Source organism: Chromobacterium alticapitis (assembly GCF_002924365.1).
Taxonomy (GTDB): domain Bacteria; phylum Pseudomonadota; class Gammaproteobacteria; order Burkholderiales; family Chromobacteriaceae; genus Chromobacterium; species Chromobacterium alticapitis.
On sequence record NZ_PQWB01000029.1, the window covers coordinates 46,440 to 68,668 of the forward strand.

Below are 22,229 nucleotides of genomic sequence, written 5' to 3' on the forward strand. Positions count from 1 at the left end.
TCCAGACGAGTCACCGGCTCGATTGACATGCATCAAGCCCCTTTTCGCTGAAATCGCCGAACTACAGAATTTGCGACTCAGGCTTACGTCAAAGCGTCATTGAAACTGGCAGTCATTCGCAAATGCGAAGCCAAGCCAGCAACAGCCCTCAGAATAGAACAAGCCAAGGAGAAGGAAAGCCCGCGCCGGGCAATGTCTGACCCAGAGCAAGGAAATTGAAAAGCCGATACAAATCAAAGCATTAGGATTCATAAAAATTAGAGATATCTAATTTTCAGATAGGAGTGTGCGGACAAAAAAAGAGCGGATACGGCCCACCACCGTATCCGCCAACACACACATCAAGAGGAAATGCCAAAATTACAGGGGGTAAATGCTTACTTGCCCGGCTTGCCGTGGTTGCGGAAGATCGCCCACAACGCGCCCAGCACCACCAGCGCAGCCACTACTATGGTCAACAAACTCAGACGCCCCACGTCGTCCGACAACATCAAGGTCAGCAACTCCATCGTGTTCTCCCATCCAGATTCCGCGATCCAGCGCCTTGCCAACGACATAATAACCCTGTAGAAATCAGTGGAATTGACCCAAATCAATCGGATGTCATCCGTGGAAATAAAAAAGCCCGCGGCATCCGTCGCGGGCTTTCTATATACAGATCAATCGCTTGTCTATTTTCCGCCGCCCATGTCCTTGGCCAGGAAAAAGGCATCGGAGAAGAACTCGTCTTCCGGCAAGCCGCGTTCGCGGGTAAAAGCGCCATGCGCAGCCTCCACCATCACCGGCGCGCCGCAGGCATACACTTGATGGCCAGACAGATCGGAGAAGTCCTCCAGCACCGCCTGATGCACGAAGCCGGTGCGGCCGGTCCAGTTGTCCTCGGGCAAGGCCTCGGACAACACCGGAATGTAGCGGATATTGGGATTCGCCGCGGCCCAGCTCTCGGCCAAGTCCGCCATATACAGGTCCGCCTTGCTGCGGGCGCCCCAGTAGAAAATCATCGGGCGGGTGATGCCATGCTGGATCGCGTGCTCGATGATGCCCTTCACCGGCGCGAAACCGGTGCCGCTGGCGATGAACACGATGGGCTTGTCCGAATCTTCCCGCAGGAAGAAGGAGCCCAGCGGTCCCTTGAAACGCATGATTTCGCGCTCCTTCATCTGGTGGAACACGTATTCGGAGAACGAGCCGCCCGGCTGATTGCGGATGTGCAGTTCCAGGAAAGCGTCGTCATGCGGCGCGTTGGCGATGGAGAAGCTGCGCTTCTTGCCATCTTTCATCAGAATGTCGATGTATTGGCCGGCGCGAAACTGCAGGCGCTCGGATACCGGCAGCTTCAGCTTCAGCACCGCCACATCGTGCATCTTTTCGATTTTCTCAACTCGGCACGGCAGCGTCTTGATCTGGATATCGCCGGCGCCTGTCACTTCGCGCGCCTCGATGCTGATGTCGCCCTTCGGCCGCGCGCAGCAGAACAGCGCCATGCCCTGGGCCTGCTCGGCTGAGCTCAGCGCCTTTTCCTGGAAACCGTCCTGGCTCACCTCGCCCTCCACCACTTTGCCCTTGCAGGCGCCGCAGGCGCCGTCGCGGCAACCATAAGGCAAGCCCACGCCCTGACGCAAAGCGGCCTCAAGAATGGTTTCGTGCGCTTCCACACCGAATGTATGCCCGCTGGGGAGCACCTTCACCTGGCAAGTCATGTCGTTTCTCAATCCCGAATTCTGGCTAAAATGCACGCCATGCGTACCTTACTTATCATCGGCGCCGGCGATGTCGCGCGGCGCGCCCTCCCCCTGCTGCTGCGCCGCTGGCGGGTATTGGTCCTGTGCCGGACCAAAGAAGCCGCCGCGCCTTGGCGCGCGCTGGGAGCCCGGCCGATGCTCGGCGATCTGGACAACGCCGCGAGCCTGGGACGGCTGGCCGGCTTGGCCGACGCCGCGCTGCTGACGGCCCCGCCTCCGCCTAGCGGCAAAAGCGACCCGAGAATGCGCAAGTTGTTGTACGCGTTGGCAAAAGCCGACAGCATACCACAGCAATGGATCTACATCAGCACCACAGGCGTCTACGGCGATGCCGGCGGCGGACTGCTGGACGAGACCTCGCCCCTGCGTCCCGCCAACGATCGCGCGCGACGCCGCCTCGACGCCGAATCGCAACTGCGGCGTTTCGCGATTCGCCGCGGCAGCGCGCTGACCATACTGCGCGCGCCCGGCATCTATGCAGACGAACGGCTGCCGCTGGCCCGCTTCGCCAGCGGCGCGCCGCTGATCGTCGATGCCGAGGATAGCTGGAGCAACCATATCCACGCCGACGATCTGGCTCGGCTATGCGTGGCCGCGCTATCCCGCCGCGCCGGCATTCGCGTCTACAATGCCTGCGACGACCTGCCGCTGCCGGTCAGCCGCTGGTACCGGGCGCTGGGCGAAACCCTGGACCTGCCCTGCCCGCCGCAGCTGCCGCGCGAACAGGCCAAGGCCAGCGTTCCGCCCCAGTTGTGGTCATTCTTGGCCGAATCCCGACGCTTGGACAACGGCAGGCTGCGGCGCGAACTGCGCGTCCGCCTGCAGTGGCCTAGCGCGCTCGATTATCTGGACGCCTTGGGGCAAGATGAGCGGCGACGGGCCGCGATACTCGCAAGCTACGCCGAGATTCGGTAACATCGCGGTTTTTTTGAGTTTTCAGCAGGCCAGCAAAATGGAAAATCCGGCTTTCAAACGTGCGATCCGCAGCTTCGTGCTGCGCCAGGGCCATCTGTCCTCGGGCCAACAGCGGGCGATGGACGAAGGCATGCCCAAATGGGGCATTGAATACCGTCCCGAGCCGATCAACCTGGAACAGGCTTTCGGGCGCGCCGCGCCCAAGATCCTGGAAATCGGCTTCGGCATGGGCGGCGCCACCGCCGAGATCGCCGCGTCCAATCCGGACAAGGATTATCTAGGCATAGAGGTGCACGGCCCCGGCGTCGGCAATCTGTGCAAGCTGATCGAAGAGAAAGCGCTGAGCAATCTGCGCTTGATGCGCCACGACGCGGTGGAAGTGCTGGACCACATGCTGGCCGACGGCAGCCTGGACGGCGTGCATATCTTCTTCCCCGACCCGTGGCACAAGAAGCGCCACAACAAGCGCCGTCTGATCCAGTCGCCGCTGGTGGAAAAGCTGGTGAAGAAGCTGAAGCCGGGCGGCTATCTGCACGCCGCCACCGATTGGGAAGACTACGCGATCCAGATCATGGAAGTGATGAGCGGCAACGCCGACCTGGAAAACACCGCCGACGGCTACGCCCCGCGCCCGGACTACCGCCCGCTGACCAAGTTCGAAGCCCGCGGCATCAAGCTTGGCCACGGCGTGTGGGATGTGATCTTCCGCCGCAAATAAAACGCCTTTCCCGTCGCGCGGGTTGGCCCAATAGGCCATACCCGCGCATGCGCCCCTCTCCCTGACCTAGGCGACACAGGCTGGCCCCAAAGCCATGCCCGCAGCCGACATCATCGCCCAGCCTCGACAAGGCGAGTCCCCTCACCTCGCCAACAACGCCTTGATGTCCTCCACCAGCTCATGCGGCTCCACCGCCGGCTCATAGCGCTTGACCACGCGTCCGCGGCCATCGATCAGGAACTTGGTGAAATTCCATTTCACCGGATGCGGATGCGTGGACTCTGCCTGGGTCAGCCAACGCCACAAGGGCGGCGCGCCGTCGCCATTGACCTCCACCTTGGCGAACAGCGTAAACGACACGCCGAAACGGCCCTGGCAGAAGGCGACGATCTCCTCCTCGCTGCCCGGCTCCTGTCCGCCAAACTGATTGCATGGAAAGCCGAGCACGTGGAAACCCTGGCCGGCGAAATAATCCTGCAACTCCTGCAGGCCGGCGTACTGCCGGGTATAGCCGCACTCGCTGGCGGTGTTCACCAGCAAAATGACTTGGCCCTCGTAGGCCGAAAGCGCCTCGAGAGCGCCGTCCGCCCGATGGGCGCTGAAATCGTAGAGCGTGGTCATGGCAAGCTCCCTACCGTATAATGCCGCAGCCCGCACAGCGGCCGCGCGCCTCGCCGACCCCTGCCGCGCCAAGGCGCGCCCGATGCGAGCCACGCCAGAAACCGCCCGAGGTCTTAACAATGTTGTTCAATCCCAGCCGCCAGGATGCCCGCCGCTTCTTCTTCGACACCTGGAACAAATCCAAATCCGGCCAGCCTCTGTCCGACTTGGAGAAAATCGTCCTAACCATTCTTATAGACCACCCGGAGTACCATCCCATCCTGGAGAATCCGGAAGCCTTCATGGAGCAGGAATGGACGCCGGACATGGGCGAGACCAATCCTTTCCTCCATCTGGGCCTGCACGTGGCTATCGAGGAGCAACGCTCCATCGATCAGCCCTTCGGCATCCGCTCGCTGTATGCCCAGCTAGCGCTGCGCCATGGCGACGAACATCGCGCGCAGCATGAGTTTATGGAGTGCCTGAGCGAGATGATCTGGCATGCCCAGCGCTATGGCGGCGGCCCCGACGTCAACCGCTACATTTCCTGCGTCCGCGGCAAGCTCGGCATGGGCGAGGAAGAGCAAGCGCGCGTCAATCCCAACGATATCCCGGACTAGGCGAAAAAATACCGTGGCGGGAGGACCAGCCACGGCTCAACAAGCGGGGCAACTTGGCCGGACAAGCCGGCCAAGTGATTTCAGCATAGTAAACTCTTAATACACTTCAAAGCTTTTAACTCAAAGTCCTTCCGCGCCGGCGCTACACCAGACGATTCAGCGCCTCGCCGCGCGCAAACGCCTCGATATTGCCGGCCAATTGCGCGGCCAGCCGGCGCATCGCCTCGCCGCTGGCCCAACCCACGTGCGGCGTGACGATCAGATGGGGCAGCCGGGCCTTCAGCAGCGGATTATCCGGCGGCGGCGGCTCCGAACTCAGCACATCGAAACCAGCGCCGCCCAATTGGCCGTACTTCAAGGCGGCCGCCAGATCGGCCTCGTCCACCAGGCCGCCGCGCGCGGTATTGATCAGAATGGCGCCCGGCTTCATCGCCATCAGCTCCGGCTGGGCGATCATGCCGCGCGTGTCCTCCGTCAGCGGGCAATGCAGCGACACCACGTCCGCGCGCGCCAGCGCCTCGTCAAACGACACCCTGTCCTCGCGCACCTGCGCCGCGCCCTTGCGTTCGGCGAAGATCACTTCCATGCCGAAAGCGCGCGCCATGGCGGCCAGCTGTTGTCCGATGCCGCCGCCTCCGACGATGGCCAGCATAGCGCCGCGCAGCTCGCGTATCGGCGCGCCGAAATGGCAAAACTGCTTGCTCTGGCTCCAAATGCCGGCGGCGACGTCCCGCTGGTAGGCCGGCAGATTCTTCATCAGCGCCAGCATCAGCGTGAAAGCATGCTCGGCCACCGTGTGATCGCCGTAATGGCGGATATTGCACACCGCCACGCCGCGCTCGCGGCAGGCGTCCAGGTCCACGTGGTTATAGCCGGTGGCGGCGATGGCGATCAGCCTCAGATTGGGCAACCCCGCTATGGTCTCGCGCGACAGCGGCACCTTGTTGCTGATGACGATATCGGCCTCGGCCGCGCGGACGGCGATCTGCTCGATGGAAGTGGACGGGTATTCGCGGTAATGGGCGGGGAAGCTGAAAACGGGAACCGGGACAGGCAGGCTGTCCCGGTCCAGAAACACGACGTTGTGCGTCATTGCGTGGCGGTCATCTCTCGAAGGTGATCAAATCCCGATAGGCATGCCAGCTGGCCAGCGCCAGCACCGGCATGATGATGATCAGGCCCAGGTAATAGGTGGCGAAACCCACCACCGACATGGCCACAATGATAGCGGCCCACACGCCCATCGTCAGCACATTGCGATAGACCGCCCGCACGCTGGCTATCATCGCCGTGATGGTGTCCACCTCCTTGTCCAGCAGCAGCGGGATAGCCACCACGCTGACCGAGAACACCAACTGGGCGAACAGGAAACCAACAGCAAAGTAGGCGACCAGGAATTCCACATTGCCCGCCTTGAACGCGTCGGCGACGATTTCATTGAGGCTGGGCAGCGCGGCGGTGTCGTAGAACAGCGCGAACATCAGCAGCGACACGCGGAACCAGCCGAACACCAGCACCGCCAGCAACACGGCATACAGGCTGAAGCCCGGCATATTGACGCGCCAGGAGGTGACGCTGTGCAACAGCTTCACGCGGCCATGGCCGTCGAAGGCTTCCATCTGCTTGGCGATGTCGTACAGGCCGATGGCGAGAAAAGGGCCGGCCAGCAGGAAAACGGTGGCGAAAGTGATGACCAGCTCGGGCGCCTGCTCGACATAGGCGCCCAGCAGATAGCCCATCAGCACGAACAGCGCGCCGTAGAACAGGCAGTCTGCCGGCGCCTTCTGGAAGTCGCGAAAGCCTTTTTTGAGCCATTGCATCGTCTGCGCCAGCTCCACTTTGCGCGCCACCGGTTTCACCTGCGGCGCATCGTGATCATGATCGTGATGAAGAACATCCATGGCACACCCCCTTGGGTAGCGGAGAGAACGAAGACCGGGTGGTCTGAATTTCGTTATATGCCAAGCAAGGGAAAACACAAACCATCGATCCGGCTGCTACAATCGCGGCGTTGCCACCCTTTGCGCGAAGGAAACCGCATGAGCGAATTGATCATTGAAGAACTGGTCGTCGGCGAAGGCGCCGAAGCCGTGTCCGGCCAGGAAGTCACCGTCCACTACACCGGCTGGCTGACCGACGGCACCAAGTTCGATTCCAGCAAGGACCGCATGCAGCCGTTCAGCTTCCCTCTGGGCGCCGGCTATGTGATCAAGGGCTGGGACCAGGGCGTGCAGGGCATGAAGGTCGGCGGCAAGCGCAAGCTGACCATCCCGTCCGAGCTGGGCTACGGCGCGCGCGGCGCCGGCGGCGTGATTCCGCCGCACGCCACGCTGGTATTCGACGTGGAGCTGCTGCAGGTCGGCTGATCCGCTTCGTTTCCAGCAAAAAGGCCATCCCGCGGGATGGCCTTTTCATTTGCATTCGATCCGCTCACTTCTTGATGCAGGATTCGCGGCGACGTTTGTACCAGACACCGCCCACCACCAGCAGCAGCAAAGCCACCACGCTGAGGATGCCGGCTTGGCCGCGATGCACCATGGTCATCAGCCACTCGCGGTTGGCCGCGCCGTAATAGCCGAGATAAACCCAGACCGGCACCGAGATCAAGGCCGCGAAGCCATCCATCAACAGGAAGCGCCAGTAGGGCACGCGCCGCGTCATGCCGGCGGTGATGAAGATGGGGGAACGCAGGCCCGGCAGGAAGCGCGCGACGAACAGCACCCAGTTGCCGTATTTCTCGAACTTCTCCTGCACCGCCTGGAAACGCTCCTGGGTCAGGATGCGGGCAATGGGTTTGAAGCGCAGCACCTTGTGGCCGAAAATGCGCCCGGCCAGGAACATGATGCCATCGCCCACCAAGACCCCGGCCATGCCCACCACGAACATATAATGCACATTGGTATAGCCCAGCCCGGAAATGACGCCGCCGGCGACCAAAGTGATGTCTTCCGGAATCGGCACGCCGAACCCGCAAACCAGCAACACCGCGAATACGGCGAGGTAGCCGTAGCCGGTGAAAAAGTCTAGAAGTATCTGCAGTGTATCCATCGTTATTCCGTCTGTCGGCGATCAAGTCAGGGCGACATGGCGGCGGCAGGTCGGCTAAAGTCCAAGCACGGGGGTGTATAATAGCACACCTCCTCCTCACGCTTTCTTGACATGACTCGTCCTATTCGGCTGGAGATTTCCCTCCCGGCCATTCGCCGCAATTTCCAATTCATCCGCCAGCATTCGCAGTCCCGCAAGCTGTTCGCCGTGATCAAGGCCGACGCTTATGGCCATGGGGTATTGGACACGGCAAAGGCGTTGGCCGATCAGGCCGACGGTTTTGCCCTGCTCAATATCGAAGACGCCGCGCGCCTGCGCGAGGCCGGCATACGCCAGCCCATCGCGCTGCTGGAGGGCCCGTTCGACGCGGCCGAGGCCGCCGCGATGGCCGACTACCGCCTGAGCGGCGCCATCCACACCTTAGAACAGATGGCCTGGCTGGCCAAAGGTTCCGCCGAACGCCTCGTAGACATCTGGCTAAAAATCAACAGCGGCATGAACCGGCTGGGCTTTCGTCCGGAACAGGCCTCGGACGCGCTGACGAGGTTGCGGAGCATGCCGGGCGTCCGTCCAGCAGCCATCATGACCCACTTCGCCACCGCCGACGACGACTTCGGCGTGGCCGAGCAGTGGTCCCGCTTCGCGCCGGTGGCCGTCGCCAGCGGCCTGCCCGTTTGCGCCGCCAACTCCGCCGCTCTGCTGCGCCACCCGCTCACCCACGGCGACATCGGCCGCCCCGGCGTCGCGCTGTACGGCGTCTCGCCCTTCGATGACGCCACCGGCGTCGAGCTGGGGCTGGAGCCGGCGATGACGCTGTCGGCCGATATCATCGCCGTGCAGCAACTGCAGGAGGGCGATGCGGTCGGCTATGGCCGCCGCTTCATCGCGGACCGGGCGATGCGCATAGGCATCGTCGCCTGCGGCTACGCCGACGGCTACCCGCGCCTCGCCGCCAACGGCACGCCGGTAGCCGTAGACGGCCAGGCCAGCGGCACCGTCGCCCGCGTGTCCATGGACATGCTGGCGGTGGACCTCAGCCATCTGCCGCAGGCTGGCATCGGCAGCCGGGTGGAGCTGTGGGGATCGCAAGTGCCAATTGAGCAGGTAGCCGCCGCCGCCGGCACCATCAGCTATGAGCTGATGAGCGCGGTCATGCCCAGGGTGCCGCGCCGCGCGCTCGACTGAGCGCAGCCGCCTGCGGGCGGTTCAGCGCCACGCGCCGCCGCTAGGCCCCAGCCGCAGATCGACGTACAGCGGATCATGGTCGGACGAGCGGTAGGCGTCGGGCGCATAATAACGCTGCCGCTGAGCGGCGGACTTGAACTCGCCGCCGTACTCCAGCGCGGCCGGCTCGTCGGCGTTGATGTGCCATTCGCCGGCATCCGCCACCCATTTGCCAAGCGCGGCATCGGCCAAGGCATGGTCCAGATTGCCGGACTCCCCCTGATAGACGTAGGAATAAGCGTCCTTCCCGAAACGGGCCAGCAAATTGGACAGCCCCCCCTCCTCCAAGGCGCGAATCGGGTCTTCCTTGGCGTAGGCGTTCATGTCTCCCATCAGCAGCAGCCCTTCCTGGTCCGACGCGCCTCGCCGCTTCGCCCATTTCAGCAGGTCTAGCGCCGCCTGCAAGCGGGTCAGATTGCAATTACCCTGGCCATCCCCGCGGTCCGTGTCCACCACGCCATTCGCCATGAGCTGATCACAACTGCTGCCCTTGGACTTCAGATGATTGACCACCAAGGTCAGTCTCTTGCCGTCCACGGCGAAGGTTTGCGCCAGACTGGGGCGGTTCTTGCCTGGGTCGCCCACCGTCAGCGCCTGCGCAGCGCCGTCGGGCTTGACTCGCGACGGGCGATACAGCATGCCGGTGGTGATGGCGTCGCTGCCTATTCTGGGCAAACCGGGATCGACAAGATGATATTGACGGTCTGCCGTCAGGCCGGCGTTCAGTGCCTCAAGCAGTTCCACGATGGCGGATCGCGGGCCGAAACCGTCGTTCTCCAGCTCCATCAGACCCAACACGTCGGCATCCAATTGGCGGATGGCGCCGACGACCTTGGCCTTCTGCCGCAGAAAGTCGCCATGGGTCTTGGCGCCGCGCTCGGTCGGGAATCCGCCGCCCTGTCCATCGCCATTGAAGAAGTTGAGCACGTTGAAGCTGGCCACCCGCAACAGGCCCGGCTGGCGAACAGGGGCCGCTGCGCGCCGATTCGCGGCGGAGACTCGCGGCGGATAGAGCGGCTGGATGCGGTAGGCGCCGTTGCTGAACGACACCACGCCGGTCAAGCCCTCTAAGCGATCTCCCACTCGCAGCGTATTGCCAGCCGACAATCCCCCCGGCCCCGGCAGCCAGTCGTCGGCGTTCTGCCAGGTTTTGCCGTCGTCCAACAACACGCGATCGCGCAGATTGCCCGCGCGCAGCGACTGCGCCTCTGCGCTGCCCGGCCGATAAAGCTGAGTCGGCGCCCATTGTCGCGCTTGACTGGACAAAGTCAGCTCGCCATAGCGGCCATAGTTGTAGCTGTCAGCCACATGCAAGGGCTGCTCGAACTTGACCGCCATGCCGGCCAGCGCCTCCAGCTGCGCCGCGCCGCCGCTCAAGGGCAAGCGCAGCGTGATCGGCGTCAGGTCGCCCCGAATGCCGCAGGCCTGCACATCGTCGGCGGAAGCTGGCTGCAACTGAGTTTCGCTGCGCGCATCGCCTTTGCGGCCGAACTCGAGCACCTTGCCGCGCACAGCGACCACATCGCCCGTCTTCAACGGCGGCAAAGCCAGCCTTCCGGTATACACGTAGATGCCTTCAGCAGTGGCGGGATCGGCATCCTGATAGCGCGCCTCCTCCTGCATGAAGAAGCCCACGGGCCCTTCCTTGCCATACAGCAGCGCGCTGACCACACCTCGCGCGCTCACGGTCTGCTTGAGCGCAGGACTCTGAAAACCTGCGCCCTGTATCTGGTGAAGACGATGGCTGGACGCCTGGTCGCAGCCGGCCTTGGCAGGCAGGGCCGACAATGCCAGCGCGATGGCCAGCGCGCAGGAAAGGGGCCGAGACGGGAGGATCGCGTTCATTTTGCTTTGTCATCCTGAGCGTGGAAGCGGCCATTCTATCCGCCAAAAAATGACAATCAATTTGATTAACGCGAAATATGACATTGAATTTACAAAAAAAATGCCAGGCCCAAGCCTGGCATTCTCGCTGCGCGCCTGCCGGCCGCGGCAGGCCTTAGGCGACCGCTTCGATCGCCTTGGCGATGGCGCCGGCCCAAGCGTCGGCCAAAGCCTTGTCATCGGCCTCCACCATCACCCGAACCACCGGTTCGGTGCCGGACGGGCGCAACACCACGCGGCCGCGGCCGTTCAGCGCAACCTCGGCCTCGGCCAGCGGTTGGGCGGCAGCGCCCTTCCAGTCGCAGCCGTTGTGACGGACATTGATCAGCGTTTGCGGGAAGGGCTGCCAGTCGGCGCAGATATCAGCCAGGCTCAAACCCAGTTCCTGCACCGCGGCCAGCACCTGCAGGCTGGAAATGATGCCGTCGCCGGTGCTGTGCTTGTCCAGGCACAGGATGTGGCCGGAGGCTTCCCCGCCCACCTGCCAGCCATCGGCATGCAGCATTTCCAGCACGTAGCGGTCACCCACTTTGGCGCGGCCAAATGGCACGCCCTGCTTCTGCAAGGCTAGCTCCATCGCCATATTGGTCATCACGGTGCCGACCACGCCGCCCTTCAGCGCGCCGCGCGCCGCGCGAGCCTTGGCGATCACATAGATCAGCTGGTCGCCGTCGTAGACGCGGCCTGCCGCGTCCACCATGATCAGGCGGTCGCCGTCGCCGTCCAGCGCGATGCCGAAATCGGCCTGGTGCTCCAGCACGGCCATTTGCAACGTTTTCGGATAAGTCGCGCCGACTCGGTCATTGATGTTGTAGCCATTCGGCTCGCAACCGATTTCCACCAGCTCGGCGCCCAGCTCATGGAATACCTTGGGCGCGATGTGATAGGTGGCGCCGTTGGCGCAGTCCACCACCAGCCTCAAGCCCTTCAGGCTCATCTCGTTGGGGAAGGTGCTCTTGCAGAATTCGATGTAACGGTCTGCCGCGCCCTCGATCCGGCGTGCCCGACCCAGTTCCAGCGAAGGATTGGTCTCCATAGGCTGATCCAGCATCGCTTCGATTTCCAGCTCCAGCGCGTCGTCGAGTTTCTTGCCGCCTTCGGCGAAGAACTTGATGCCGTTATCGTGGAAAGGATTATGCGAGGCCGAAATCACCACGCCGGCCTCCAGTCGCAACGCGCGCGTCAAGTAAGCGATGCCGGGCGTCGGCAAGGGGCCGGTCAGCAGCACATTGACGCCGGCAGCAGTGAAGCCAGCCTGCAAGGCCGCTTCCAGCATATAGCCGGAGATACGAGTGTCCTTGCCGATCAACACAGTCGGACGATGAGCTTTGTCATGATTGACCAGAACTCGCCCTGCCGCATAGCCGAGCTTCATCACGAATTCGGGAGTGATCGGAAATTGGCCGACCTCTCCGCGCACGCCATCGGTGCCAAAATATTTGCGACTCATTCAATTTTCTCTTTGTTCGGTTAAGACCGCGCCTGAATAAAGGCCGGTTGACCAATGCAGCTGGTATTTTGCCATTTCCCCTACGTGGAAAACCAGCTTTCCATCAAGATTCCTGCAATGCCTGCCACAGTTGCAGCGCTTGCCGCGTCACCTTGACGTCATGCACGCGAATCACCGCCGCGCCGCGCCGCGCCGACTCCAGCGCCGCCGCGACGCTGGCTCCCATCCGCTCCGCCGGCACCGGCTCGCCTGTGATCGCACCCAGCATGGATTTGCGCGACAAGCCGACCAACAGCGGCGCGCCGGCGGCGCGTTCGATTTCATCCAGTCTTTTGAGCAGGGCCAGGTTATGCTCCAGCGTCTTGCCGAAACCGAAGCCGGGATCCACCAGCAGCCGCTGGCGCGGCATGCCCGCGGCCAGACATAGCTGGACGCGGACTTTAAGATAATCGCCCACCTCGTCCACCACGTCCCGATAAGTCGGCTTATGTTGCATGGTGTCCGGATTGCCCTGCTTGTGCATCAGGCAGACTGCCGCGCGGCTTTGCGCGATCAGCGGCAAAGCGCCTTCATCCTCCAGCGCCGACACATCATTGATCAAATCCGCCGCATCCAGGGCCAGCGCCTCGCGCATCACTTCGGCGCGACGCGTATCCAGCGACAGCGGCGCGCCGATGTCTCGCAGCTTTTCCAGCACCGGCAGCACGCGCGCCATCTCCTCGTCCGGGCTGACATAGGGCGCGCCGGGACGAGTAGACTCGCCGCCTATGTCCAGGATGTCAGCCCCTTCCGCCAGCATGGCTTCGGCACGCAGCAGCGCGTCGTCTATGCGATTGAAGCGGCCGCCATCGGAGAAGGAGTCCGGCGTGACATTGAGGATGCCCATCACCAACGGGCGGGAAAGATCGAGCGTGAAACGCCCGCACAGCAAGGTTTTCATGATTGTTATGCTCCCAGGCCCAAACGCGGGCCATGCCTGCGGTGAAACGCGTCCCGCGCCGCCGCATCCATGAGATTCAGCGCCGACATGACCGTGGCGGCGAATTCGACATAGGCCCAGGGCATGGCGGTGACGATGCGGCCATCGATGACCACATCGCAGCGGAAATACTCCATGCCCCGCCAGTACGGCACAGTCAAAGCCACTGCAGCGGGAGAGGCGTCGTCAACCGTGTAATTATGCGTGCCGCGCCGGCCTTTGAGCAGCCCTGCCGCCGCCAACACCAGATTGCCGGCGCAAATGCCCGCGACAACGGCCCCCTGCCCCGCCGCGGCTCGTAAACCTGCATTGGCCAAACCATCAGGAACAATGGAGCCGGGATCCCCGCCCGGCACCAGCACGGCAGCCCAAGCTCCCCGTTCCAGCGCCGAGTCATCGCCATCCGCCGCCAGCACGGCGCCATTGGAAGCGCTGTGCGCCTCGCCGTCCGGCGTCAAATAGCGCAGCGGCGCATGTCCGGCCAGCTCCTCGGCCAGCAAGGCGATCTCGAAAAAAATGCACCCTGGATACAGCAACACGGCGATGGGCTTGCTGATTTGGGATGATGGCATGGCAGGATGAGAAGACTAGACGTGAAAACCGGGCAAGCCCGCGAAGGCTTGCCCGGCTAGGGATGACATGGAAATCAGACTTCCTGGGCCGGATCGGACGAGGCCGACGATGCGGCCGGCTCTGCCGGTTCCGCCGGCTTGGCTTCCGGCTTGGCGGCGAAACCGGAGCCCGGCTTCGGCGGACGCGGCGGCTTGCCTTCCATGATGTCGTTGATCTGCTCGGCGTCGATGGTTTCGAACTCCAGCAACGCGGCGGTCATCGCCTCCACCTTGTCGCGGTTATCTTCCAGCAGACGCCGAGCCAGCGCGTACTGCTCGTCGATGATGCGGCGGATTTCCTGGTCCACCTGCTGCATCGTCGCTTCCGACAGGTTCTTGTGCGTGGTGATGGAACGGCCGAGGAACACTTCGCCCTCGTTCTCGCCATAAACCATCGGGCCCAGCTTGTCGGACATGCCGTAGCGGGTGACCATGTCGCGCGCCATCTGCGTCGCGCGCTCGAAGTCGTTGCTGGCGCCGGTGGTCATCTGGTTCATGAACAGCTCTTCCGCGATACGGCCGCCGAACAAGATGGCCAGACGGTCCATCAGGTAGCCGCGGTCGTAGGCGAAGCGATCCTGCTCCGGCAGCTGCATGGTCACGCCCAGCGCGCGGCCGCGCGGGATGATGGTGACCTTGTGCACCGGGTCGGACTTCGGCAGCAGCTTGGCGACCACCGCGTGGCCGGACTCGTGGTAAGCGGTATTGCGCTTCTCTTCCTCGGTCATCACCATGCTGCGGCGCTCGGCACCCATCATGATCTTGTCCTTGGCGGACTCCAGGTCTTCCATGTCCACCAGGCGCTTGTTGCGGCGGGCGGCGAACAGGGCGGCCTCGTTGATCAGGTTGGCCAGGTCCGCGCCGGAGAAGCCCGGCGTGCCGCGGGCGATCACTTCGGCGTTGACGTCGGCGGCGATCGGCACCTTGCGCATGTGCACGTTCAGGATCTGCTCGCGGCCGCGGATGTCCGGCAGCGGCACGATCACCTGGCGGTCGAAGCGGCCCGGGCGCTGCAGCGCCGGGTCCAGCACGTCCGGACGGTTGGTGGCGGCGATCACGATCACCGTGGAGTTGGTGTCGAAGCCGTCCATCTCCACCAGCAGCTGGTTCAGCGTCTGCTCGCGCTCGTCGTTGCCGCCGCCCAGGCCGGCGCCGCGCTGACGGCCGACCGCGTCGATCTCGTCGATGAAGATGATGCACGGCGAGTTCTTCTTGGCTTGCTCGAACATGTCGCGCACGCGGGCCGCGCCCACGCCGACGAACATTTCGACGAAGTCCGAGCCGGAGATGCTGAAGAACGGCACCTTGGCCTCGCCGGCGATGGCCTTGGCCAGCAGCGTTTTACCGGTACCCGGGCTGCCTGCCAGCAGGATGCCGCGCGGAATGCGGCCGCCCAGGCTCTGGTAGCGGGAAGGATCGCGCAGGTAGTCCACGATTTCCTTCACTTCTTCCTTGGCCTCGTCGCAACCGGCCACGTCGGCGAACACCACGGTGTTGGCGTCTTGGTCCAGCATGCGCGCCTTGCTCTTGCCGAACGAGAACGCGCCGCCCTTGCCGCCGCCCTGCATCTGGCGCATGAAGAATACCCACACGCCGATCAACAGCAGCATCGGGAACCAGCTGATGAAAATGCTCATCAGCATGGACGGCTCTTCTTCCGGCTTGGCGGAGAAGCGCACATTGTTCTTGATCAGGTCGTCCACCAGCTGCGGATCATAGGGCGCGTAGGTGGCGAAGGCGGTGCCGTCGGTCAGCTTGCCTTTCAGCCACTGGCCGCGCAGCGGATGGCCCTCTATGGTCAGGGACTGCACTTTGCCGGACTCGACATCGCTGACGAACTGCGAGTATTCGAGCTGATTCTGGGTGTCCTGACGTTTGCTGAACTGATTGAACACTGTCATCAGCACCAAGCCGATGATCACCCAGATGGCGATGTTTTTGCCGATATTGTTCACGAGTAGCGGACTCCTCTGTGCCCTGACTTTTTGGTTGCTTATACGTTAAATGACTACGATTGTACGCTCCGCGCCGTTTCGTGTCAGCGCCGACCCTTGCCCAGCAGGTAGATTTCGCTGGAGCGGTCGCGCGACGCCTTCGGCTTGCGGGTGACCACCTCGGAGAACAGCTCGCGCATGGCCTTGAGGTAATCCTGAAAATCGCTGCCCTGGAACACTTTGACGAGAAAATGGCCGCCGGGTTTCAAATGATCGCGCGCAAAGTCCAAAGCCAGCTCGCACAACAGGAAACTCCTGGCCTGATCGATGGCGCTCATGCCTGAGATATTGGGCGCCATGTCGGAAATTACAAGATCAAGCTCGCGTCCGCCCAATAATTGCTCGAACTCGCGCAAAACCGACTCTTCGCGGAAGTCGCCCTGGATGAAGTCCACGCCTGGCACCGGATCCATCGGCAGGATGTCCAGCGCGAACACCTTGCCCGAATCGCCGACGATGCGCGCGGCCACCTGCGACCAGCTGCCCGGAGTGGAACCCAGATCCGCCAGCACGGTGCCGGGCCGGATCAGCTTGTCCTTGTCGTTGATCTCCAAGAGCTTGTAGGCGGCGCGGGCGCGGTAGCCGTCCTTCTGCGCCATGTGCACATATTGATCGTTGACGTGTTCCTGCAGCCAGCTGTTGCTGCTCTTGCTTCTTGCCATCTCGGCGCCTTCTGTCGTTTCAATGCTCAGGATAGCCGATGCCCCGTCTCTCACGACGCTATCCTGTTGTTTTTCGGTTAATTCGGGACCAAATTTGGGGGGCAGGGGCAAATTCTAGTAGAATCGCGTTTTGCTTTGAATTCCGTATTTCCATGAAAATTGAACTCAAGCCGTTTCAGCGCAAGTACCTGCAAGGTCTGGCGCACGGCATCGACCCGGTGGTGATGGTAGGCAACAACGGCCTGACCGAGGCCGTGGTGCGTGAAATCGCCATCAATCTGGACGCCCACGAACTGATCAAGGTTCGCGTGCTCGGCGACGACAGGGACGCCCGCGTGGCCATGTTCGAACAAATCTGCGACGAACTGGGCTGCGCCCCGGTGCAGCACATCGGCAAGCTGCTGGTGCTGTGGCGTCCCAGCGACAAGGCTCGCATCGCCCTGCCGAAGAACAAGCAAGCCCTCAAAGGCTGAGTCGCGCCGGGCAAGCGCCCGCAGACAAGGCAATGGCGGATCGCCCCTGCGGGGCATCCGCCCTACGAAAACGGTGGCCTAGCCACCGTTTTTCATGCCCATCGCTCAACGCGTAGGGTGGAAGCCCGGCCCAGCCGGGCGTTCCGCCATCCGTCTCGTCAATCGTTCGAACCACACGCCGGCGGATCGCCCCATGAGGCATCCGCCCTACGAAAACGGTGGCCTAGCCACCGTTTTTCATGCCAAGTTTATTCGCCGCGCCAGATATAGGCCAGGCCCAGCAGGCTCTGCGCCAGGTAGATCAGGCTGGAAATGGCGTGCCAGGTGGCGAAGCCGCCGCCGAACAAGCCTTCGGCCGCGTGGTTCATCTGCTGCTTCAAGGTGACGATGATGGGCGCCACGCCGAACTGATTGATCAGTGTGCACACCAGCATGCCGACGATGAGCCAGAACGCGCCCATCTTGAGCCCGGACACCCCGTTGCGCCACACCATGTCCACCAGCAGGAAGGCGCCGCACACCAGGCCCACCCAGGCAATGACGGCGAACAGGCGTCCCGCCACCATGCCGGCGGTGGCCGCATCCAGCGTCTTGAACAGCACCGGCGCCACGATCACGCCTATCACCCACAAACCGCCAATCCAGAAGGTCTTGGCCAATGCGCGCAAACCGTCCATTTCGTCTCCCGGCAACAGGCGCCGCTGATGAAAAACGCGCGATGGGCATCATCGCGCGCGGTCAGGAATCGTTCAGATGTATTTGACGTCGAGCACTTCGTACTCGCGGATGCCGCCCGGCGCCACCACTTCGGCCACGTCGCCGGCTTCCTTGCCGATCAGCGCGCGCGAGATCGGCGAGTTCACCGATACCTTGCTGACCTTGATATCGGCCTCGTCGTCGCCGACGATCTGGTAGGTGACGCTCTCTTCGGTCTCCAGATCCATCAGATCCACGGTCGCGCCGAACACCACGCGGCCGTCGGCGTCCAGCTCGGCCGGATTGATGATCACGGCATTGGACAGCTTGCCTTCCAGCTCGGCGATGCGGCCTTCCACGAAAGCCTGGCGTTCCTTGGCCGCGTCATACTCGGCATTTTCCGACAGGTCGCCATGCGAGCGAGCCTCGGCGATCGCCTCGATCACCGACGGACGCTCCACGCTCTTCAGGCGTTGCAGTTCTTCCTTCAGAAACTCGGCGCCGCGTACAGTCAACGGGACTTTGATCATTACAGTATTCTCCACAGGCGGTTGTCCGCCTTCATCAAAAACACAAGCCGCCGTACGAGACGGCGGCTTGGGTAAGCGGGTATGAGCGGAATTGTAACGGCAAATCGCCTCCGCATCAAAGCCTACCGGCGTTTACTCCCCCTCATCCTGCGATCTGCGCGTGCAGTTGCTGCACGCTGTACACATCGAAAGCCTCGGCGTGGCTCATGCCCACGCACACCGCCTTGGCCGCGGACAAGGTGGTGTACTGCGGCACGCGCGCCTGCAAGGCGGAGCGGCGGATGGAGTGGCTGTCCTGGATCGCGGTACGCTTCTCGTCCACAGTGTTGATGACCAGATCGATCTCGCCGTTCTTGATCATGTCCACAATGTGCGGACGGCCTTCGTTGACCTTGTTCACCACCTGCACGATCAAGCCGGCGTCGACCAGATGCTTGGCGGTGCCGCGGGTGCAGCAGACGCCGAAGCCCAAACGCTGCAGCTCGCGCGCCACATCCACCGCGCCGTTCTTGTCGCCGTCGCGCACCGACAGGAACACCTTGCCGGTCTTGGGCAGACGGTCGCCCGCGCCCAGCTGCGCCTTGACGTAGGCTTCGGCGAAGGTCTTGCCCACGCCCATCACTTCGCCGGTGGACTTCATTTCCGGCCCCAGGATGGTGTCCACGCCCGGGAACTTGATGAAGGGGAATACGGCTTCCTTCACTGCGTAGAACGGCGGAATCACTTCCTTGGTGAAGCCTTGGTCCGCCAACTTGATGCCGGCCATGGCGCGGGCGGCGATCTTGGCCAGCGGCGCCGAGGTCACTTTGGACACGAAAGGCACGGTGCGCGAGGCGCGCGGATTCACTTCCAGCACATAGATGGTCTCGCCCTGGATCGCGAACTGCACGTTCATCAGGCCGACCACGTTCAAGGCCTTGGCCATGGCCACGGTCTGGCGGCGGATCTCGTCCTGCATCGCCGGGAACAGGCTGTACGGCGGCAGAGAGCAGGCCGAGTCGCCGGAGTGGACGCCGGCTTGCTCCACGTGCTGCATGATGCCGCCGATGACTACTTGATCGCCGTCGGATACGCAATCCACATCCACTTCGATGGCGTCGTTGAGGAAGCGGTCCAGCAGCACCGGACTGTCGTTGGACACCTTCACCGCCTCGCGCATATAGCGCTCCAGGTCGGCCGGCTCGTGGACGATTTCCATCGCGCGGCCGCCCAGCACATAGGACGGGCGCACCACCAGCGGGTAGCCGATTTCCTCGGCCAGCTTCATCGCCTCGGCCGGCGCGCGGGCGGTGCGGTTAGGCGGCTGCTTCAAGCCCAGCTCGTTCAGCAGCTTCTGGAAGCGTTCGCGGTCCTCGGCGGCGTCGATCATGTCCGGCGTGGTGCCGATGATGGGCACGCCGTTGGCCTCCAGCGCGCGCGCCAGCTTCAGCGGAGTTTGGCCGCCGTACTGGACGATGACGCCGAACGGTTTCTCGATGCGGCAGATTTCCAGCACGTCTTCCAGCGTCAGCGGCTCGAAGTACAGGCGGTCCGAGGTGTCGTAGTCGGTGGATACGGTTTCCGGGTTGCAGTTGACCATAATGGTCTCGAAACCGGATTCGCGCAGGCTCAATGCCGCATGCACGCAGCAATAGTCGAACTCGATGCCCTGGCCGATGCGGTTAGGCCCGCCGCCCAGCACCATCACCTTCTTGCGGTCGGACGGCTTGGATTCGCACTCCTCCTCATAGGTGGAGTACATGTAGGCGGTATTGGTGGCGAATTCGGCGGCGCAGGTGTCCACGCGCTTGTATACCGGGTGCAGGCCCAGCGCCCAGCGCTTGGCGCGCACGGCGGCCTGGTCGGTTCCCAACAGCTCGCCCAGGCGGCGGTCGGAGAAGCCCTTGCGCTTCAGGCGACGCAGTTCGGCGTAATCGGTGTCTTCCACCTTGCGTCCGGCCAGCGCTTTTTCCTCGCCGACGATGTCTTCGATCTGGGCCAGGAACCACGGGTCGATCTTGCTGACGGCGTGGATGTCGTCGCGGCTCATGCCGATGCGGAAGGCGTCGGCCACGTACAGGATGCGTTCCGGTCCCGGCGCGCCCAGCTCGTGGCGGATGGCGGCTTCGTCGGTGGTGACCGAGTCGAAGCCGGACAAGCCGGTCTCCAGGCCGCGCAGGGCCTTCTGCATCGATTCCTGCAGCGTGCGGCCCATGGCCATCACTTCGCCCACCGACTTCATCTGGGTGGTCAGGCGGTCGTCGGCTTGCGGGAATTTTTCAAAGGCGAAGCGCGGAATCTTGGTGACCACGTAATCGATGGACGGTTCGAACGAAGCCGGGGTGGCGCCGCCGGTGATGTCGTTCTTCAGTTCGTCCAGCGTGAAGCCCACGGCCAGCTTGGCGGCGATCTTGGCGATCGGGAAGCCGGTGGCCTTGGACGCCAGTGCGGAGGAACGGCTGACGCGCGGGTTCATTTCGATGACGATCATCTCGCCGGTGGCTGGATTGGTGGCGAACTGCACATTGGAGCCGCCGGTATCCACGCCGATCTCGCGCAGCACCGCCAAGGAGGCGTTGCGCATGATCTGGTATTCCTTGTCGGTCAGCGTCTGCGCCGGGGCCACGGTGATGGAGTCGCCGGTGTGCACGCCCATCGGGTCGAAGTTTTCGATGGAGCAGATGATGATGCAGTTGTCGTTCTTGTCGCGAACGACTTCCATCTCATACTCTTTCCAGCCCAGCACCGACTGCTCGATCAGCAGCTCGTGGGTGGGAGACGCTTCGAAGCCGCGCTCGCAAATGGCGACGAACTCTTCCTTGTTGTAGGCGATACCGCCGCCGGAGCCGCCCATGGTGAAGGACGGGCGGATCAGCGTGGGGAAGCCCACTTTGGACTGCGCCTCCAGCGACTCTTCCATGGTGTGGCAGACGAAGGACAACGGGCAGGACAGGCCGATCTTGGCCATGGCTTCCTTGAAGCGGCCGCGGTCTTCCGCCTTGTCGATGGCGTCTTCGGTGGCGCCGATCAGCTCCACTTTATATTTTTCGAGGACGCCGTGCTTGGCCAGGTCCAGCGCGCAGTTCAGCGCAGTCTGGCCGCCCATGGTCGGCAGGATGGCGTCCGGACGCTCCTTGGCGATAATCTTTTCCACCACCGGCCAGCTGATGGGCTCGATATAGGTGACATCGGCCATGTCCGGGTCGGTCATGATGGTGGCCGGATTGGAGTTGACCAGGATGACCTTGTAGCCCTCCTCGCGCAGGGCCTTGCACGCCTGGGCGCCGGAATAGTCGAATTCGCAAGCCTGGCCGATGACGATGGGGCCGGCGCCAATGATCAGGATGCTTTTAATGTCGGTACGCTTAGGCATGGCTTCTACTCTTTGATGACTTGTATTCTCGGGCCGCGCCCCCTCCCCGGCGGCGCGGCGTATTCAATATGACCTTACAGGCTGGCTACCGCCAGCTTGGCGCCGAATCCGACGAAGATCGCGCCCACCGAACCGCCCAGCGCCGCCGTCAGCTTGCGCCGGCGGCGGAAGGCCGCGGCCAGCTTGTCGCCCAGCAGGATCAGCATGGACAGGTTGGCGATGCTGCAGCACTGCACGATGGCGCCCAGCGCGGCGAAAGTGAGCGCCGGATGCGGGTAGGCCGGATCGACGAACTGCACGAAGAAGGACACGAAGAACAAAATGGCCTTCGGGTTCATCAGACTGATCAGCAACGCCTTGCGGTACGGGTGGCCGCCAGACAGCGGCGACGCCTTGGCCGGAGAAGCCTCGCCGCGGCGCGCGCGGCGCCAGGCCAGGATGCCGGACTTCAACATATTGATGCCCAGCCAGGCCAGGTAGCCGCCGCCGATGTACTTGACCACCGCGAACAGCGACGGATTGGCCTGCAGCAGGCCGGCTGCGCCAGTGGCCGCCAACGTCATCAGGATGAAGTCGCCGCTGACCACGCCGCCCGCGGCGGCGAAGCCTGCGCGCTTGCCGCGCTGCGCCGCCACGGACAGCACGTACATGGCGTTCGGTCCCGGCAGCAGGATCACGATCAAGGTGCCGATCAGATAGGTGCTAAGGTCGGTAATGCCCAACATGATGCT

General features: G+C 63.1%; 22 protein-coding genes. 6 read left to right on the top strand and 16 right to left on the bottom strand.

Annotated elements, in window-relative coordinates; genetic code table 11:
- Positions 1-377: 377 nt before the first annotated feature.
- A complete protein-coding gene (locus C2I19_RS22720; RefSeq protein ID WP_255410693.1) occupies positions 378-509 on the bottom strand; it encodes a DUF3149 domain-containing protein in 132 nt (43 codons plus the stop codon).
- Between the two features lie 162 nt (positions 510-671).
- Entirely contained in the window at positions 672-1,700 is a 1,029-nt protein-coding gene (locus C2I19_RS08225) for a CDP-6-deoxy-delta-3,4-glucoseen reductase (RefSeq protein WP_103902219.1), read from the bottom strand.
- Between the two features lie 39 nt (positions 1,701-1,739).
- On the opposite strand from C2I19_RS08225, the gene C2I19_RS08230 reads away from it, so the two are divergent.
- Both C2I19_RS08230 and trmB read left to right on the top strand, forming a co-directional pair.
- Positions 1,740-2,657: an NAD(P)H-binding protein gene (locus C2I19_RS08230; protein ID WP_103902278.1), complete on the top strand. Its 918-nt coding sequence runs from the start codon at positions 1,740-1,742 to the stop codon at positions 2,655-2,657.
- Positions 2,658-2,694: 37 nt separating this feature from the next.
- The gene (gene trmB / locus C2I19_RS08235; RefSeq protein ID WP_103902220.1) at positions 2,695-3,375 is read left to right on the top strand and encodes a tRNA (guanosine(46)-N7)-methyltransferase TrmB; all 681 of its coding nucleotides are present in this window, start codon (positions 2,695-2,697) and stop codon (positions 3,373-3,375) included.
- A 141-nt stretch (positions 3,376-3,516) separates the two neighbouring features.
- Here trmB and C2I19_RS08240 read toward each other — a convergent pair whose 3' ends face one another.
- Positions 3,517-3,996 (bottom strand): glutathione peroxidase, encoded by a 480-nt coding sequence (locus C2I19_RS08240; protein WP_103902221.1) that lies wholly within the window; start codon positions 3,994-3,996, stop codon positions 3,517-3,519.
- Between the two features lie 119 nt (positions 3,997-4,115).
- Between C2I19_RS08240 and C2I19_RS08245 the strand changes: the two genes are divergently transcribed.
- Complete coding sequence (locus C2I19_RS08245) at positions 4,116-4,595, top strand: DUF1841 family protein (protein WP_199181114.1); 480 nt, start codon at positions 4,116-4,118, stop codon at positions 4,593-4,595.
- Between the two features lie 142 nt (positions 4,596-4,737).
- Here C2I19_RS08245 and C2I19_RS08250 read toward each other — a convergent pair whose 3' ends face one another.
- Both C2I19_RS08250 and C2I19_RS08255 read right to left on the bottom strand, forming a co-directional pair.
- Positions 4,738-5,688 carry a D-2-hydroxyacid dehydrogenase gene (locus C2I19_RS08250; protein WP_103902222.1) on the bottom strand — a complete coding sequence of 317 codons (951 nt, stop codon included), beginning with the start codon at positions 5,686-5,688 and terminating at the stop codon, positions 4,738-4,740.
- 10 nt (positions 5,689-5,698) lie between these two features.
- The gene (locus C2I19_RS08255) at positions 5,699-6,496 is read right to left on the bottom strand and encodes a DUF2189 domain-containing protein (protein ID WP_103902223.1); all 798 of its coding nucleotides are present in this window, start codon (positions 6,494-6,496) and stop codon (positions 5,699-5,701) included.
- Between the two features lie 138 nt (positions 6,497-6,634).
- On the opposite strand from C2I19_RS08255, the gene C2I19_RS08260 reads away from it, so the two are divergent.
- Positions 6,635-6,961, top strand: a complete 327-nt coding sequence (locus C2I19_RS08260) for an FKBP-type peptidyl-prolyl cis-trans isomerase (RefSeq protein WP_103902224.1) — start codon at positions 6,635-6,637, stop codon at positions 6,959-6,961.
- Positions 6,962-7,025: 64 nt separating this feature from the next.
- Here the strand turns inward: C2I19_RS08260 and C2I19_RS08265 are convergent, their stop codons facing one another.
- Positions 7,026-7,643: a DedA family protein gene (locus C2I19_RS08265; RefSeq protein ID WP_103902225.1), complete on the bottom strand. Its 618-nt coding sequence runs from the start codon at positions 7,641-7,643 to the stop codon at positions 7,026-7,028.
- Between the two features lie 111 nt (positions 7,644-7,754).
- Here C2I19_RS08265 and alr point away from each other — a divergent pair, with 111 nt between their 5' ends.
- A complete protein-coding gene (gene alr, locus C2I19_RS08270; protein WP_103902226.1) occupies positions 7,755-8,828 on the top strand; it encodes an alanine racemase in 1,074 nt (357 codons plus the stop codon).
- A 21-nt stretch (positions 8,829-8,849) separates the two neighbouring features.
- Here alr and C2I19_RS08275 read toward each other — a convergent pair whose 3' ends face one another.
- The 6 genes from C2I19_RS08275 to rlmE all read right to left on the bottom strand — a co-directional run bounded on the left by C2I19_RS08275 (position 8,850) and on the right by rlmE (position 16,447).
- Positions 8,850-10,712 carry an ExeM/NucH family extracellular endonuclease gene (locus tag C2I19_RS08275; protein ID WP_103902227.1) on the bottom strand — a complete coding sequence of 621 codons (1,863 nt, stop codon included), beginning with the start codon at positions 10,710-10,712 and terminating at the stop codon, positions 8,850-8,852.
- Between the two features lie 154 nt (positions 10,713-10,866).
- A complete protein-coding gene (glmM, locus tag C2I19_RS08280; protein ID WP_103902228.1) occupies positions 10,867-12,201 on the bottom strand; it encodes a phosphoglucosamine mutase in 1,335 nt (444 codons plus the stop codon).
- A gap of 103 nt (positions 12,202-12,304) precedes the next feature.
- Complete coding sequence (gene folP / locus C2I19_RS08285; protein WP_103902229.1) at positions 12,305-13,141, bottom strand: dihydropteroate synthase; 837 nt, start codon at positions 13,139-13,141, stop codon at positions 12,305-12,307.
- Positions 13,142-13,146: 5 nt separating this feature from the next.
- Positions 13,147-13,752 (bottom strand): DJ-1/PfpI family protein, encoded by a 606-nt coding sequence (locus tag C2I19_RS08290; RefSeq protein ID WP_103902230.1) that lies wholly within the window; start codon positions 13,750-13,752, stop codon positions 13,147-13,149.
- 74 nt (positions 13,753-13,826) lie between these two features.
- Positions 13,827-15,746: an ATP-dependent zinc metalloprotease FtsH gene (gene ftsH, locus C2I19_RS08295; protein WP_103902231.1), complete on the bottom strand. Its 1,920-nt coding sequence runs from the start codon at positions 15,744-15,746 to the stop codon at positions 13,827-13,829.
- An 83-nt stretch (positions 15,747-15,829) separates the two neighbouring features.
- Positions 15,830-16,447, bottom strand: coding sequence for a 23S rRNA (uridine(2552)-2'-O)-methyltransferase RlmE (gene rlmE, locus C2I19_RS08300; RefSeq protein ID WP_103902232.1), 618 nt, complete (start codon positions 16,445-16,447; stop codon positions 15,830-15,832).
- A 152-nt stretch (positions 16,448-16,599) separates the two neighbouring features.
- Here rlmE and C2I19_RS08305 point away from each other — a divergent pair, with 152 nt between their 5' ends.
- Positions 16,600-16,920, top strand: a complete 321-nt coding sequence (locus tag C2I19_RS08305) for a YhbY family RNA-binding protein (RefSeq protein WP_103902233.1) — start codon at positions 16,600-16,602, stop codon at positions 16,918-16,920.
- Between the two features lie 248 nt (positions 16,921-17,168).
- Here the strand turns inward: C2I19_RS08305 and C2I19_RS08310 are convergent, their stop codons facing one another.
- The 4 genes from C2I19_RS08310 to leuE form a co-directional block, all read right to left on the bottom strand.
- Positions 17,169-17,597: a DUF4149 domain-containing protein gene (locus C2I19_RS08310; RefSeq protein WP_103902234.1), complete on the bottom strand. Its 429-nt coding sequence runs from the start codon at positions 17,595-17,597 to the stop codon at positions 17,169-17,171.
- A 72-nt stretch (positions 17,598-17,669) separates the two neighbouring features.
- A complete protein-coding gene (gene greA / locus C2I19_RS08315; protein WP_103902235.1) occupies positions 17,670-18,146 on the bottom strand; it encodes a transcription elongation factor GreA in 477 nt (158 codons plus the stop codon).
- Positions 18,147-18,288: 142 nt separating this feature from the next.
- Positions 18,289-21,498 carry a carbamoyl-phosphate synthase large subunit gene (gene carB, locus C2I19_RS08320; protein WP_103902236.1) on the bottom strand — a complete coding sequence of 1,070 codons (3,210 nt, stop codon included), beginning with the start codon at positions 21,496-21,498 and terminating at the stop codon, positions 18,289-18,291.
- Between the two features lie 74 nt (positions 21,499-21,572).
- Entirely contained in the window at positions 21,573-22,223 is a 651-nt protein-coding gene (leuE, locus tag C2I19_RS08325) for a leucine efflux protein LeuE (RefSeq protein WP_103902237.1), read from the bottom strand.
- Positions 22,224-22,229 lie beyond the last annotated feature (6 nt).